The following is a 15243-nucleotide window of genomic DNA, read 5'->3' as shown; positions in this document are numbered from 1 at the left end:
TATAGTGAAGAAGGTTGGGGACATATATGCGCAAGAGAGTTTTTATTGTCGACGATGAGCCTCACAACATCCATATACTCCGTGTTTTCTTGACATCGCTGAATTATGATATTTATGTAGCCGAGAACGGCAGGCAGGCGGTGGAAATGATTGACGCTGTTGCGCCGGACTTGATTTTACTGGATGTTATGATGCCGGATTTGTCGGGATTTGAGGTTTATAAACGCTGGCTGGACAAAGATGATTTTGATGTGCCGATCATTTTTCTGTCTGCCAATGTGCAGAAGAAGGCGATGCTGGAAGGCCTTCAACTTGGCGCATTTGATTATTTAACCAAGCCTTATGATCTTGATTTGCTCGAGATGAAGGTGTCGATTGCCTTGCAGCAAAAAATGAAGCTGACGAGCTTGAAAAAGGATAATGAGCAGCTTGCAGAGCTAGCTTATGTGGACGCGCTAACGGGACTTTACAACCGTACATATTTGGAAGTCGTAGCCCAGCAAATTAAAGACGGAGAAAAGCATTATGAGTCCGTCCTTATGATTGACATGGATAATTTTAAAACGATTAACGATACTTTCGGTCATATGATTGGCGACCAGACGCTTCGCGACATTGGAAACATCCTTTTCCAGGTGCTGACTCCTTATGTGCATGTGACTTTCCGTTATGGGGGAGACGAGTTTCTCGTTATTTTGCAGGATAGAGGGGCAGCGCTCATGGCGGCAGAAGCCATTATTGCCGCTGTGGATCAAATGCAGGTCGGCCATCCTTCCCAAAAGCAGATTCAAGTTTCCGTTAGCATTGGAGTGTCTCACAGCTTAGACTCCAGCACCCTTCATCAGATGATATCGCAAGCGGACTCTGCATTATTAGGCTCGAAACGAGGCGGCAGGCACCAAATAACAGTGAATTAATCTACGATGAATGGATGATGTGAAGTGATGGAATTAAAGAGCTTCAAGAAGCTGTTTCATATGACCAAAATTATCAATTCGCAATATGAGCAGTCTGAAATTTTGCAAGTGTTCGTTGATGCAATAGCAAGTGAACTTACCCAGGCCGACCTAGTTGGCTTTTTTCTCAAGCAGCCAAATGGAACGTACAAGGGCTACAAAGGCAATAAAATGCCTGTTGATATAACCGAGTTAATCATTGATCCATCGAAGGATGCTTTCGTACACGATATTATGCAAAATCGGACAATTGGCTATATTCCTGATACGAGCAAAGACAATCGCATTGACGATGCGAAAAAAAATCTGCTGAGCATCAAGTCGATTCTGGGGATTCCGGTTATTGTCGATGATAAAATATTCGGGCTTGTGTTCGTTCATGACTTTGGCAAGCCAATGAATTTAACACAGGAGCAGATGGACGTAACAGAAGCGTTCGTCAATATGGCCAGTGTGGCGATCCGCAATTTGCAAATGTTCGAGCAGTCGCAGGAGCTGCTGGAGAAGCAGCAATTGCTGCTTGATGCAACAAAGTCGCTGTCCAAGTCGCTGTCCGTGCGTGAAGTTTTAAAAACCTGCTTTTATTATATGCAGCGTGCCAGCGGCTCGGATGATGTTGCCATTCATCTGTTCAATGAGAAGGATCGGACAGTTGAGCCTTTCCATCTCTCTTCTCTGAATGTGAAGGAAGAGGACTGGCGTGGGAAGCATCGCGATGTGATCAAGCTGAGCATTGACAATGACAAGCTGTTTTACGAAGTCATTATGCACAAACGGGCGATCTTCATTCCGGACGTTTTTGCGGACGAGCGTCCTAATCATAAAGCATGTGAGATGTTCGGAATTAAAAGCTTGCTCGCTATTCCGCTAGTGGCCAAGGGCAGCGTATTTGGTATTATTGCGATTCCATCCATTCATAAGCCTACAGAGTACGAGGAAGGCAAAATAGAGTTTTGCCATTCCATTGCCGACGTAACTGCTACGGCTTTGTCTAATGCCCTGCATACTGAGCATTTGGATCAGGCAGTAAGTGAACGCTCGATGGAGCTGCAGCAGGCGAACTTCAAGCTGGAGGGGCTTGTCAAGGAGCTGGAATACTTAAATGAGCTCAAAAATGATTTCATTGCAACGCTGTCCCATGAACTGAGAACGCCAATCACTGCAATCAAGGGCACCGTCGATATATTGGGCAAAGGGCTGCTTGGCCAATTAAACGATGCGCAACATGATTTGCTCGATACGGCGGGCAGGTCCATTGAGCGTTTATTGAACCAGGTAAATGAGCTGCTTGATTTTGCCAAGATGGAAAATGGGAAATTTGAGCTCTGCTATAAGGTTGTTGATTTCAATGATTTAATTCATGAGGCCGCACGCATCGTCCAGTCGCTGGTCAATAAGAAGAAAATCAACTTGGAAATAGAAATCGAAGAGACGGCCGATATGATTATTCAGGTGGATCGGGAACGAATTTTACAAATATTGCTTAATTTACTGTCCAATTCGGTGAAATTCACGCCACAGCAAGGACAAATTACGATTCGCGCTTCCTCCGACGATGATCATTTAAAGCTGGAAGTCTGTGACAATGGCATCGGCATACCGCTTGAGAAGCAAAAAAACATTTTCACGAAATTTTATCAGGTTAATAATCAAATTAATGGTACGGGGCTGGGTCTTGCTATCTCCAAGCAGCTGATTGAGCTGCATGGCGGTCAAATCTGGTTTAATAGCAATGAAGGAGCAGGCTCTATATTCACGTTTATGCTGCCAAAAAGGGGGCAGAGATAATGCGTGCTATTGAAGCGGGTCTGCGCTTTTTGATCCAGCAGGGGGTTAAACATATATTTGGCATTCCTGCTGGTTCGATAAATGCCCTTTATGATTGTTTATATGATTTGCCAGAGCTGCAGGCAGTAGTAGCCAAGCATGAGACGAGCTCCGGCTATATGGCGGCAGCTTATGCGCGCATCACCGGCATGCCGTCGGTATGCGTAGGCTCCAGCGGTCCGGGCGCTACTAATTTGGTGACACCAGCAGCCAATGCATGGAAAGAGAAGCTGCCGGTCATCTTTATCTCCGGCTCGGTGCCGTCGCCTAGGCTTGGCAAAGGAGGCGCACAGGAGCTCGGAGCTGATCCGATTTTTGCGCCAGTCACGAAGCTCAGCCGCATGGTAATGAAGGCTGAAGAGCTGCCGGGAGCTATTGCTGAGGCGTATTGGACGGCGATTAGCGGGGTTCCAGGACCGGTACATCTCTCAATACCGATCGACCTGCAGATGACCGATATAGGGGATATGGTGCTGCCTGAGGTGCCGTCGCTACAGGAGCAGCTGGCTCTGGCAGACATAACGCTCATGGATGCGACATTGGAAGCGGTGCTGCAAGCTGGCGAGCGCGGGGCCTTATTGCTCGGTCATGGAGCGAAAAGCGCCCAGGCTGAAGTGCTCGCATTTGCGGAACAGACAGGCTGGATGGTCGCCACGACCCCGCGTGGAAAGGGAGCTTTCCCTGAAGACCATCCCCAATCGCTCGGCGTATATGGCCTGTCCGGCAATGATAAAGCCATTGAATTTCTAAACAGCGATGGCCATAAGCTTATTATGGTACTGGGCTCAAGCCTTGGCGAACTTGCCACCTGCAATTGGGAAACGAGACTGACGGCGGGCAAGCAGCTCGTTCATATCGATTATGATGAGCAGGAGCTTGGGCGCTGCTACGAAGCGGACTTCGCCCTGCACGGTGAAATTGCTCCTGTAATGCGCCAACTGAGCGCGGGGCTTGCGCAGGCAGGAATCGGCTTGAGCCCAGAGCGGAAAAAGCTGCTGGAGCAGCTGCATTTTGCCCGCTTAGAGGCGGCGGCCGATGCTTTGGAGATGGAGACGTGGAATACACGTACTGCGATTCGTATGCTTGGGGCAAACGCGCCAGAGCAAACCCGCTTTTACATCGATATTGGCGAGTTCATGACGTATTCCATTCAAAATTTGCTCATTCGTGAGCAGCAGCAATTTGATATTAATATTAATTTTGGCGGTATGGGCTCAGGCATAGCGGGCTCGCTAGGTGCGAAACTCGCGGAGCCTGAGCGCCCAGTCCTTTGCATCACGGGCGACGGCTGCTTTTTCATGCATGGCCTTGAAGTAATGACAGCTAAGGAATACGGCTTGCCAATCGTTTTCGCTGTCATTAACAACGCCCGTCTGGGCATGGTCTATCATGGTCATATGCTGCAATACGATCGCTGTCTCAGCGATTTCTCGCAGCAGCGCGTCAGCATTGCAGCAGTCGCCCAGTCGCTTGGCATTCGCCATATGCAAGTCGAGTCTGTGGAGCAGCTTCAAGCCGCGCATGTTCAGCAGTGGTTTGCCGAAGGCGTAAGTGGACCCATCGTCGTAGAAATTGTCGTGGATGGCAATGAAATTCCGCCAATGGGCGAACGAGTAAAGTTTTTGCAAGGGGCGACGTATTAAAGCTTCAACTAGGGAGCCTGCTATTATAATAATAAAGCCTGAGAAGGCTGTCACATGATGGTGACGGCCTCCTCAGGCTTCTTTTTATGCAAATCTATGGTGGTCGATGTTCGTTAAATATTCGAAATAAACTCAAACTGCTCCTGCGTCGAGGAAGCAACTTCTTCTGTCGAAGCCGTGCTTTGCTGCGACATGGCGGCAACACTTGCAATGACCTCAGAAATTTTGCCGGCATTATCATCAAGCTCCGCCGTCGAGACGGAGACGGCTCGAATGTGGCTGCCAATTCCGTCGATGGATTGCCTAATCCGCTCGAATGAATCCCGCGTCCCATTAACCGCCGTTACCTGCTGCTCCACAAAACCTTCCGCATGGGACACCTCGCTTACGCTCTGACGGCTTTACGATAGAACTGTAAAAATGGATAAATATTCTATTTCAAAGTCACTTATAGCATATTCTTGCTGTTGGTTAAAGGGCATATTGGACAAAACTGCCGCATACCTATAAAGTGGGAGCGAAGTTTCAAGCCACTTGAAGAGGAGAAGCCGGAACGAAGGAGCATTTTGAACAGCAATGGAGGTATGAAAATGAGCGCTGAGCTACTCATTCAATTACTCGTGCTTGTCATCATGATCATCGGGCTGGCGAACAAATCGGGAGACTCCTGAAAGCACAAAGCTTATGGAGGAAGGAAAGCCGGAGCATGCGATTGTGCAGCTCCGGCTTTTTGGCGTGTTTATCGGCTAGCTCACAATGATAACGGGGAAGACTTGCTTTCCTAACCGAAAGGTTATATACTTACAATTATAAAGTTACAATATAACTCGAAAGGGTGTTTATGATGAACGTAAAAGGAATCCATCATCTATCTGCCATGACAGGCAGCGTATCCTTAAACTACAACTTCTACACGCAAGTGCTTGGCATGCGACTGATTAAAAAAACAGTAAATCAGGACGACACATCCGCTTACCATCTCTTTTATGGCGATGAAAGAGGCAATCCGGGTACAGAATTGACGTTTTTTGATTTTCCCGGCATTGGCAGCAACCGTCCTGGCGTAAGCAGCATCTCCGGCACTTCGCTGCGGGTAGCGAGCGACAAGGCGCTGGAATATTGGCTTCAGCGCTTTGATCAGCATGAGGTTAAGCATTCAGAAATAACATCGTTTGCCGGGCGCAACGTTATCTTTTTTGAAGATCCAGAAAGGCAGCAGCTTGCCCTTGTATCTGATGAAACGAACAGCGGTGTTGCAGCCGGAACACCTTGGGATCGCAGCCCAGTGCCGGTAGAATACGGGATTACAGGTCTCGGCCCTGTAAAACTGACTGTTCGCAAGCCTGATTCAACCGTTGCCGCTCTCAAGCTGCTCGGCTTCAAAGAAACAGGGCGCGTTCCTGCTCTCGTCGAAGGACAGGACGATATTATTATTATGCAGGCTCATGAGGGCGGCTCCGGCTCTGAAGTACAGGTAGAGCCGCGCAGCGATTTATCGGTCGCTGGCCTTGGCAAAGGCGGTGTTCACCATGTAGCTTTCCGTGTAGAGGATAAGGAAGAGCTTATGGCGTGGATCGACGTACTGAATAAGGCAGGCTTGCAAAACTCCGGCTTCGTGGAACGCTACTACTTCCGTTCGTTATATTTCCGCGAGGCGAATGGCATTTTGTTTGAATTGGCTACAGACGGTCCAGGCTTCGTAACGGACGAGCCTTTCGAGACCCTTGGCGAATCGCTTGCGCTTCCTCCGTTTCTGGAGCCGCGCCGTGAAGCCATCGAAGCACGGCTTAAACCCATTGATACGACGCTTAAGGCTTAAGTCCTAACGAAATGAGGCTTGCCGAGTTGTCATTGTTCTCCAAATTCTTTTATACTAATGTATAAAGCGAACGTAATGGGGGGAAGGCATTGAAGCTGACTGAAAATGCGGTACTAATCATTGACGAGGAAGATGTTTCCGGTATGTATTGTTATCGCGACCGTGACGGCACAGATTTCATTGATGGTTTTAAATTTGAATTGCAGCTTCAGGATATTGTCGTTAAGCAGGGAAGCATTGCCTCTGTGCAGTTTCCAGAAGAAATGTACAATCAACCTGAAGAAATCAAGCAGGCTGTATATACGGCGATTAAGGAATTGGAGCGAGAAAATGGGTAATTACTTCATTTATTAGGTTGGATGGAGCATTCGGAAGCATTTCCGGATGCTCTATTTTATTTTGCATGTAAAACGGGGTTTGAAGGAAGAAGCAGTAGAATTGCTTGTCAAAAGCCGTTAAGCGAAAATGGACAGGAAGCTCGCACTAGCGGGTTTTTGTCATGCAAGAACAAGGGAATATTATATTTTTTTGTAATCATGTAGAAAAAGAAGGGTGTTTATGGTAAAGTTCCTTTGAGTCCCTTTTTTGAACGCGCTTTCATTAAGGTGCATCTATATGGGACAACCTATTAAAGAGGAGGAAGTGAAGTGACAAAGAAACGATGGTCAAAGGCTTTTTTAATGTGCTTGGCTTTTACTTTGCTGCTTGGCGGGATAAGCTTGGGGCAGGGGGAGAAGGTTAGTGCAGCGGACAATTACAAATTTGATTTTGGCAATAGTGGTGTGGCCTCCGGCTACATTGGCGTCTCTGCTACGCTCGGCTTTTCAGCTTCGACGGGCTACGGCTTTAATACACCAGCCAATATGCAAAATGTAACCGCTTCCGGAACGGGCGTAGGCAGTGATGCGGTACGCTTCCTTACATTCGGTACGAAAAGCACGAATACGTTTAATGTAAATTTGTCGAACGGCCTCTACGAAGTGAAGGTCATGCTTGGTAATACGTCGAGAGCAAGCGTGGCCGCAGAAGGCGTTTATCAAATTATGAATATGACAGGCAATAATGCAACGGACTCTTTTCAAATTCCAATTACCGACGGGCAGCTTAATATTCTGGTAACAGAAGGCAAGGTCGGCACTGTCTTTACGCTCAGCTCGCTGGAAATTACGAAAATTTCAAATAATCCGGTTACGAAGCGGACGATTTATATTGGCGGCGATTCTACGGTCGCGAACTACTATCCATTGGCAAGCAGCATACAGGGCGGCTGGGGACAAATGTTGAAGCAATATGTTAACAGCAGCACGTTTCAGGTACGGAATATGGCGACAGGTGGACAATTCGCGAGAGGGTTCCGGGATGATGGACAACTGGAAGCGGTTTTGAAATATATTAAACCGGGCGATTATTTCATTCTCCAGTTCGGCATTAACGATACTACCGCAAAAAATGAAACGACCGAAGCGCAGTTCAAGGAGATTATGCGCGATATGGTTACCCAGGTCAAGGCGAAGGGAGCGACCGTCGTCCTTTCCACGCCGCAAGGCCGGGCAACTGATTTTAATGCGAGCAATGTCCACAACTCAACGGGCAGATGGTACAGAGCAGCAACAATGGCGCTGGCTGTCGAAGAAAATGTGAAGCTCGTTGATCTCAATGTGCTTAGTTCGGCTTATTTCACCTCCATCGGCCCAGCAGCAACTTTGAACCTGTACATGACAGGAGATTCGCTGCATCCCAACTATGCGGGTGCCCAGAAACTGGCTCAACTTGTGAAAAACAATCTCAGCAGCCAAGGCTTGAGCGGCTTTTAAGGAAATAGCGGGCGTGCTAGCGAGAACTTCGCTGCATGCCCGCTATTTTTCTAACTCCGCTTGCAGTTCCGCACGAGGCGCCTTGACGTAAATTATCGTTGTGTCCAGACTATTGTGTCCCATAATTTGTGCCAAGCGGTGCAACGGGGTGTTTTCTGCCATCGCATACTCGAACCGGTGCCGTAGATCGTGGGCGCTCAATCCTTCTAGGCGAGCCGCTTTCATGTATTTTTGAATCACATGGCGTAAAGATGTTTATTCCGTTTTCCAGAACGAACCGTAAGCTGACCACTGTGAATCCTGGATTCCAGCACGGCTCACTCGAAAAAACGTTTCAGGGTAATAAGCCGTCGGTTAATGGTCGGCTGTCTCAAACCAACCGATAAAAGGTTTCAAGTCGCTTGCGTACTCCTTTAGTGTTTTGGGATTCAAATCTTCGTGGGTGGTGAGATCGAACAACAAGTTAACTCGCTCGATCTCAAAATTTGCTATTTTTTCTTTTATTTGGTATGATGGTATGTTAATAAGCCCAAATATGAAATGAGGAAAAATTAAAAGATGAAGCTAAAAAAATCTATCGTTATGCTTACATCAGCTACATTATTAATGTGGAGTTTTCCTTTAACCGGATTTTCTTCAGTAAGTAATGTTACGAAAACCATCGCACCAATCACCCAGCAAACAAACACCGGCAATTATTATGCTACTTTTGATCAAAAAACCAAAGACTTCCTCGATACGTACACGAAAAGCGGAGTAGCAAAAGAATTCTCCGAAAAAGATGAAAAAATAATTATACTACATGACAATACCGAATACTTGAAATCAGCATATGGGTTAACTAATGAATATGTTTCTTTATTAAGAAGGTTAGTTAGTGATGCAAATCAAAAAAATGTACTGTCGAAAACTCCTGTAAGTGGAAGTACCCTCGCAATGGCTTCTAATTCAACTGTTTCACCAAATCTTCACATAAGTGACTGGAAAATCTATTTTAATCAAAACGACATCCAACAGTATCTGTTCGTAGCAGCAAGTATTGGTGTTCCAGCGTTTATTATTGCATTGGAAGGTGTTTCTGTAATACTAGGTCCTGCTGGCCCTATTCTCACTACAGTTTTAACAATAGCTGGATATGGTGGAATGTCTAATCTTTGTTACCTGATTATACAATCAAAATATAATAGTCAAAGTGGAGTTTATTTCGGAATCTCTTGGAATGGAATCTTTCCAAATCTGTCACAGGGGACATGGTAATATGACGCGAGATTATAGTAAACTGAAGGATACTGAACGGAAATTACAAAAATTTTCAATCGTTTCGTTCGGATTATTATATGGTCCACTATTCGGCTATTCTCTCAACAAAGACGCATATTATTTCTGGCTTATACTCGCATTCATTGGCAGTATATCTTTAGTACTTAAAATAAGGATGATCAGACCAGAAATGAGATTCAAAATCGGCCTTTACGAGATTATTTTTACCGTAGTGTTGATCGTATGGATTTTCTCCGAAGCAATCAATATTCCTATAATTATAAAACAATTTGTATTTTTCGTTATTGTTGGCGTAGCAGGCTATAAATACTTTAAGTTGCTGTACGATGGTAAACTTGCAATAGAATCAAAGTAAATGAAATGAACTGACCGTAAATGAACTGCACCCCAATTATTAGACATAAAAATCTAATAATTGGGGTGTTTCATCATGAAAAAATTTACCGCAGATGAAAATTGCAACCCGGTTAATCCTTAGAGTAGGGAAACCAGCTTTTCTCATGAACATTTAGCTTAGCGTATATGATCGTTAAAATGTTGGCAGGATCCCTGCATAGTGATTTAGTATACTACTTAAACAGGAGGCTGAGAAATGGAAAATACTTATGTTGTTCAGCAAGCAGGGATAGACCAGTTGGATGAACTGGCGACGCTATTTGATTTGTACCGTATGTTTTATGGACAAGCGCCAAATGTGCAGGGAGCACGCCGTTTTTTGTTTGAGCGTTTTGAGCAGCGGGATTCGGTCGTCTTTTTAGCCAAACATATCGGGAGCGGCGAAGCGGCTGGTTTTACCCAGCTGTATCCTGTGTTCTCGTCGATTTCGATGAAACGCTCCTATATATTAAACGATCTATACGTTTTGGAATCCCACAGAAAGCAGGGCGTAGCCCAATTGCTGCTGGATCAGGCGAAAAGCTATGCCAGCCTGCTGCAAGCGAAAGGAATTGAGCTGTCTACCGCGGTTTCGAATGTGCAGGCTCAGCGCCTTTATGAACGAAATGGCTATTTGCAAGATACAGAGTATAAGCATTATTATTTAACGTTATAAACTAATTAGTTAATGCCATAAACTATTTCGAAACGGTAGCTTCGCTGCCAGAGGCCGGCAACAGCCGTTTACGCTTACTGCCCAGCAGATTAGTGCCGACTACCCCCGCAATAATGAATAGGGAACCGATCACATGATACATCGTCAGCTCTTCACCGAGGAAAAGGGCACCTCCTGCCATAGATACAATCGTCGATAAATTGGTAAATACACTCATTTTCGACGCCTCGATTCGCCCTAAAATGTAATTGGACGTCAGAGAAGTGATGAGCGAGGAGATGACTCCTAGATAGAAGATGGATAGCAGGAAGGACCCGCTGCGCAGCGGCGTAAGGAAGCTGCCCATCGTCCCCGAACCCATGTGCTGTACCAGCGATATCGTGAGAAAAACGACAAAACCAATCCCGAGCATCAAATAGGTCAGTTCTGCCGGGCTAAAATGCTTAGAAAGCGAGCGTGCTAGTACGCTATAGCCGGCAAAAGCGAAGCAGGTCAGAAACAGCAGGGAAATACCGAGCATATTAGATAAATCGATGCTGCTGCCCTTCATCAAGAAAATGAACACAACGCCAAATACCGAGAGGAAAATGGACAGCTTTTGCAGCAGGGTTGTCGTTTCTTTCAGGAAAATGGCCGCGATTATCATTGTCACAACAGGCGTAAATGCATATAAAATGCCGCCTTCGGCAGAGCTTGCATGCAGCAGGCCAAAAGCCTGAAGGGTGAAAAAACCGAGCGGATACATCGCTGCCAGCAGAAATGCTTTAAATAGGGGCTTGCCGCGATAATTCAGCTTAATCATGCCCAGTGCGACAGGGATCGTCATGATGAGGAACGAAAAAGCAAACCGGAACGTGAGCGTATCCAGCGGCTGGGCGCTTCCGAGCGACAGCTTGGCAAATAAAAAGGAGAAACCGATAATGACGGCATTTAATACAGCGAATATATAGGCGAGCTTAATACTTTTTTCTTTCATAGGTATGACTTCCTTCCTTGGCTTAGGCGAGGTCGTGTTCGCGAACGTCTCATCTTGTTAAATTAAAGATAAAGCATTTGTCAGTACCGCACGATAGCTGATTTCGAGAACTGTATCAATACAGTTTGGTGATTTGGAGTATAATAATGGGAGAGTGAAGGCAGCAGGAGTAGGGAGGGGCATAATGAAAAAGTATTTTGCGATTTTGTCCGACATGGAACAGAAAATTCGTGATGGGCATTATCGTCCAGGCAGCAAGCTAGTGTCCGTTCGCAAAGCTGCGGAGCTGTACCACTGCAGTACAAATACAATTACCCGTGCATATGCGGAGCTGGAAAAGCGCCATGCGATCTATTCCATCCCGCAGAGCGGCTATTATGTAGTGGACAAGGCTGGCAGCGGAAGCGAGCAAAGTGAAGACAGCATTCAAGGCAAGGGCATTGATTTTTCATCGGCATCACCTGATCTGTTTGTATTTCCGTATTTGGACTTCCAGCATTGCTTGAATAAAGCTATTGATACGTACAAATATCATCTGTTTACATATGGCGATCCTCAAGGAATGGCAGAGCTTCGGGAAACGCTCGTCCGCCATTTGGCAAATGACCAGGTGTTTGCCAAAACCGAGCGGATTTTTGTGACGTCAGGTGCTCAGCAGGCGCTGGAAATATTGGCGAAAATGCCGTTCCCGAATGGCAAGCGCACCATTCTTGTTGAACAGCCCACGTACAATCTTTATTTGCGGTTTCTGGAATTTGAGCAGCTGCCAACAGCTGTTATAGCCCGCACCGCAGCAGGAATCAGCTTACAGGAGCTGGAGCGGATATTTAAGGGCGGGGATATTAAATTTTTCTACACGATGTCGCGTTATCATAATCCGCTGGGCACCTCTTATACAACCGAGGAACGGAAAGCAATAGCTGCATTGGCGAAAAAATATGATGTCTACATTGTCGAGGACGATTATATGGCAGATTTAGGTGTGGAACGGGGCTTTGATCCGATTTATAGCTATGATTTGACAGAGCATGTCGTTTATTTGAAAAGCTTCTCGAAAATTATTTTTCCCGGCTTGCGTCTGGGGGCTGCTGTATTGCCGGAACAGCTCATTGAAACGTTCTACCGCTATAAAAAATACGGTGATACGTCATTCCTCTCACAAGCGGCTCTGGACATTTATATTAAAAATGGGATGTATGAACGCCATAAGCACGCCATAAGCAGCCTGTACACCTCACGAATGCTGGCGCTGAACAAAGCGCTAGAGCGGCATAACGGAGCAGGGCTTATTCAAGCCTCGGGTGTGAGCTCGGGCATCTATACCCAATATAGACTGCCTATTACCGTCAATATGGAGCAGCTGATGGAACGGCTATCGGGCAGACATATTCGGGCTGTTGACGGGAAAGGCTTCTATTTGCCAGAATATCTGGAGCGGGAAAAGTTTTTGCGAATCAGCATCTCCCGGGCAAGCGAGGGGCAAATCGATGAGGGCATTGCGGGTATTGTGGAGGAAGTAAAGCGGGCTAATCATTTTTATTAACAAAAGCAGAGGAGCTGGCATCACGAGCCCGTTCCTCTGCTTTTTTATGATCCAGCAATTAACAACTTAATCTCGTCGCTACTTTATCGGCTTGCTGCGCTTTAAAACCGGCCCATAAGCTTTGCGCAGCGGAATAAGAATCGTCAAGCTGACCAAGGTGACGAAAATGGTGGCGCCCATATCGGATAAAATGGCGATCCACAGCGTGAGCCAGCCTGGTATGGTCAGCAGCAGCGCCAGCACCTTAAGCCCAAGTGAAACCGCAATGTTAAAGCGAATGACCCTGTTTACCTGTTTGGCAACAGAAATAGCCTCGGGCAGCTTGCCCAAATGATCCTGCATGAGCACAATGTCCGCCGTTTCAATGGCGCTGTCTGTGCCCTTGCCCATGGCAATGCCAAGCTGGGCAGATGCGAGGGCGGGGGCATCATTAATACCGTCACCGATCATGGCGACTTGGCCGCTTTCCGCAAGCTCTTTAATACGAGCTACTTTATCTTCCGGGAGCAGACCTGCGTAGAAAGAAGAGACTCCAACGGCCGAAGCCACTTTTTCGGCTGTTTTTTGGTGATCGCCCGTCAGCATGACGGTGCGTTTAATGCCCTGCTGATGAAGTGCAGCGATGACTGCATGGCTTTCCTCACGAATTTCATCCGCAATTCCGAACAAGCCAAGTATTTGCTCAGCATCGGCAACAATAACGAGCGTGAGGCCGGCTGCTTTCATTTGTTCAATATTTTCACTCACCTGATCCGGGAAGGTTAAATGCGCGATGCTCTTTTCATTTCCGAGCCAGTAGCGTTCGCCATTTATGACAGCTTCCATTCCACGGCCAGCAACATTTATCATTTCCTCTGGCTCAGGCAAGCTGACCCCACTGTCTTGCACGGCCTTCATAACCGCTTTGGCGAGCGGATGGGAGGAGGAGCGTTCCATCGCGCCGGCTACCTTATAGAAAAGTGTCTCCACATAAACCTCTGCCTTTACGACATGCGGCTCTCCTTTGGTTAAAGTGCCTGTTTTATCAAAGGCAATCGTATCGATTTTTCCAAGCTGCTCCAAATATACGCCGCCTTTAATCAAAATGCCGTTGCGCGCATTGCGCGTAATGCCCGAAACGATGGCGATTGGCGAAGAAAGAATGAGGGCGCATGGGCAGCCGACAATAAGCACAGAAAGGCCTTGATAAAGCCATTTCGTCCAATCCCCTTGAAGCAGCAGAGGAGGGAGCAGGGCAACAAGCAAAGCAATCGCCATAATAAGCGGTGTATAATATTTGGCGAATTTATTAATGAACAGCTCGGTTGGCGTCTTTGTTTCCTGAGCTTCTTCTACCAAATGCAAAATCTTCGCTAGCGAGGAATCTTCATAGGCTTTATCAATCCGGATGACCAGTACACCTTCATTGTTGATGCTGCCGCCAAATACGGCATCACCGACCGCTTTGTCAACGGGAAGCGATTCACCAGTAAGGGCAGCTTCATTAACCGAGCTTTTCCCTTCCGTGACGGCACCATCCGAAGGAATTTTCTCGCCCGGCTTGACCCGTACGATGTCTTGCGCCTTTAGCGAGGTAATGGGAATAACAAGCTCCTTGCCATCCATAAGCTTGGTCGCTTCCTTCGGGGCTACTTGCAGCAGCATCTCCATTGACCGTCGCGCCTTCTCCATGCCATAGCCTTCCAGCCATTCATTGACACCGAACAACACGGCGACGAGCGTTGCTTCCTTCCATTCACCGATGGCAATGGCGCCAACAAGCGCAATCGTCATGAGCGTATCAATATTGAATTTTAGCTTGAACAGATTGCGCAGTCCGCGCCAAAAGGTCGTATAACCGCTGATCGCAATAGCTGCCAAGTACAGGGCAATTAACAGTGGAGCGCTCAGTGTTTGCTCCAGCAGCAGCGCTCCCCCATAGATCACGCCGGATGCAATCAGCAGCTTCAGCATGCGGGAGTTTCCGCCTTCATGGCTATGATCATGCCCATGGTCGCCATGATCATGGCTGTCGCTATGCGAATGGGCATCATGCCCGTGACAATGACCGTCCTGGCAAGCGTGGTCATGATTCGAATGACCGTGAGGATCGGCGCTAGGGGCTGAGCCTTTATCCACAGCGGGAGCAGAAAGCTTTTCTAAATAAGCGCCCTCTGACTTCAAAATTTGCTCAACCTTCTGCATCGAAATTTGCTCATTGACGAGCAGCTTGCCCGAATTATAGCTGAGCTTGGCATCTTCGCCAAACGTCAATTTTTGAATTTCTGTTTCCATCGTATGGGCGCAATGGCCGCAGGTAAGACCTTTTACACGATATTCAACCATGGTTCAGC

General features: G+C 46.9%; 12 protein-coding genes and 1 pseudogene. 9 read left to right on the top strand and 4 right to left on the bottom strand.

The window, feature by feature from the left end:
* The first annotated feature begins 26 nt into the window (after positions 1-26).
* Genes MHB80_RS14960 through MHB80_RS14950 form a run of 3 tightly spaced genes read left to right on the top strand, consistent with a single transcriptional unit; the run spans position 27 to position 4426 of the window.
* On the top strand, positions 27-917 hold the full coding sequence (locus MHB80_RS14960) for a diguanylate cyclase (RefSeq protein WP_341277751.1): 891 nt from the start codon (positions 27-29) through the stop codon (positions 915-917).
* A 27-nt stretch (positions 918-944) separates the two neighbouring features.
* Entirely contained in the window at positions 945-2744 is a 1800-nt protein-coding gene (locus MHB80_RS14955; protein WP_341282978.1) for an ATP-binding protein, read from the top strand.
* A complete protein-coding gene (locus MHB80_RS14950; RefSeq protein WP_341277750.1) occupies positions 2744-4426 on the top strand; it encodes a thiamine pyrophosphate-binding protein in 1683 nt (560 codons plus the stop codon). The genes MHB80_RS14955 and MHB80_RS14950 overlap by 1 nt, the downstream gene beginning before the upstream one ends.
* A gap of 113 nt (positions 4427-4539) precedes the next feature.
* Here MHB80_RS14950 and MHB80_RS14945 read toward each other — a convergent pair whose 3' ends face one another.
* Complete coding sequence (locus MHB80_RS14945; protein ID WP_341277749.1) at positions 4540-4806, bottom strand: hypothetical protein; 267 nt, start codon at positions 4804-4806, stop codon at positions 4540-4542.
* A gap of 464 nt (positions 4807-5270) precedes the next feature.
* Between MHB80_RS14945 and MHB80_RS14940 the strand changes: the two genes are divergently transcribed.
* The 3 genes from MHB80_RS14940 to MHB80_RS14930 all read left to right on the top strand — a co-directional run bounded on the left by MHB80_RS14940 (position 5271) and on the right by MHB80_RS14930 (position 8059).
* A complete protein-coding gene (locus MHB80_RS14940) occupies positions 5271-6245 on the top strand; it encodes a ring-cleaving dioxygenase (RefSeq protein ID WP_341282977.1) in 975 nt (324 codons plus the stop codon).
* Between the two features lie 89 nt (positions 6246-6334).
* Positions 6335-6583 (top strand): hypothetical protein, encoded by a 249-nt coding sequence (locus tag MHB80_RS14935; protein WP_341277748.1) that lies wholly within the window; start codon positions 6335-6337, stop codon positions 6581-6583.
* Positions 6584-6925: 342 nt separating this feature from the next.
* Entirely contained in the window at positions 6926-8059 is a 1134-nt protein-coding gene (locus tag MHB80_RS14930; protein ID WP_341282976.1) for a GDSL-type esterase/lipase family protein, read from the top strand.
* Positions 8060-8101: 42 nt separating this feature from the next.
* Here MHB80_RS14930 and MHB80_RS14925 read toward each other — a convergent pair.
* A pseudogene (locus tag MHB80_RS14925) lies at positions 8102-8551 on the bottom strand (tyrosine-type recombinase/integrase).
* Between the two features lie 66 nt (positions 8552-8617).
* Here MHB80_RS14925 and MHB80_RS14920 point away from each other — a divergent pair.
* On the top strand, positions 8618-9316 hold the full coding sequence (locus MHB80_RS14920) for a hypothetical protein (protein WP_341277747.1): 699 nt from the start codon (positions 8618-8620) through the stop codon (positions 9314-9316).
* A gap of 616 nt (positions 9317-9932) precedes the next feature.
* Positions 9933-10391: a GNAT family N-acetyltransferase gene (locus MHB80_RS14915; RefSeq protein WP_341277746.1), complete on the top strand. Its 459-nt coding sequence runs from the start codon at positions 9933-9935 to the stop codon at positions 10389-10391.
* Positions 10392-10413: 22 nt separating this feature from the next.
* On the opposite strand, the gene MHB80_RS14910 is transcribed toward MHB80_RS14915, so the two are convergent.
* Complete coding sequence (locus MHB80_RS14910) at positions 10414-11367, bottom strand: DMT family transporter (RefSeq protein WP_341277745.1); 954 nt, start codon at positions 11365-11367, stop codon at positions 10414-10416.
* Between the two features lie 184 nt (positions 11368-11551).
* Here MHB80_RS14910 and MHB80_RS14905 point away from each other — a divergent pair, with 184 nt between their 5' ends.
* Positions 11552-12910 carry a PLP-dependent aminotransferase family protein gene (locus MHB80_RS14905; RefSeq protein WP_341277744.1) on the top strand — a complete coding sequence of 453 codons (1359 nt, stop codon included), beginning with the start codon at positions 11552-11554 and terminating at the stop codon, positions 12908-12910.
* Between the two features lie 78 nt (positions 12911-12988).
* Here the strand turns inward: MHB80_RS14905 and MHB80_RS14900 are convergent, their stop codons facing one another.
* Positions 12989-15235 carry a heavy metal translocating P-type ATPase gene (locus tag MHB80_RS14900; protein WP_341277743.1) on the bottom strand — a complete coding sequence of 749 codons (2247 nt, stop codon included), beginning with the start codon at positions 15233-15235 and terminating at the stop codon, positions 12989-12991.
* Between the last annotated feature and the right edge of the window lie 8 nt (positions 15236-15243).

The organism is Paenibacillus sp. FSL H8-0537 (assembly GCF_038051995.1).
Classification (GTDB): domain Bacteria; phylum Bacillota; class Bacilli; order Paenibacillales; family Paenibacillaceae; genus Pristimantibacillus.
Note: the sequence above shows the minus strand (reverse complement) of the source record. Positions and strands in the feature narration are given on the sequence as shown.

Bases quoted from the DNA above. Each gene is read 5' to 3' on its own strand.
- MHB80_RS14940 (WP_341282977.1), top strand. From the start codon at position 5,271: ATGAACGTAAAAGGAATCCATCATCTATCTGCCATGACAGGCAGCGTA.
- MHB80_RS14950 (WP_341277750.1), top strand. From the start codon at position 2,744: ATGCGTGCTATTGAAGCGGGTCTGCGCTTTTTGATCCAGCAGGGGGTT.
- MHB80_RS14920 (WP_341277747.1), top strand. From the start codon at position 8,618: ATGAAGCTAAAAAAATCTATCGTTATGCTTACATCAGCTACATTATTA.
- MHB80_RS14910 (WP_341277745.1), bottom strand. From the start codon at position 11,367: ATGAAAGAAAAAAGTATTAAGCTCGCCTATATATTCGCTGTATTAAAT.
- MHB80_RS14900 (WP_341277743.1), bottom strand. From the start codon at position 15,235: ATGGTTGAATATCGTGTAAAAGGTCTTACCTGCGGCCATTGCGCCCAT.
- MHB80_RS14915 (WP_341277746.1), top strand. From the start codon at position 9,933: ATGGAAAATACTTATGTTGTTCAGCAAGCAGGGATAGACCAGTTGGAT.
- MHB80_RS14955 (WP_341282978.1), top strand. From the start codon at position 945: ATGGAATTAAAGAGCTTCAAGAAGCTGTTTCATATGACCAAAATTATC.
- MHB80_RS14960 (WP_341277751.1), top strand. From the start codon at position 27: ATGCGCAAGAGAGTTTTTATTGTCGACGATGAGCCTCACAACATCCAT.
- MHB80_RS14930 (WP_341282976.1), top strand. From the start codon at position 6,926: ATGTGCTTGGCTTTTACTTTGCTGCTTGGCGGGATAAGCTTGGGGCAG.
- MHB80_RS14905 (WP_341277744.1), top strand. From the start codon at position 11,552: ATGAAAAAGTATTTTGCGATTTTGTCCGACATGGAACAGAAAATTCGT.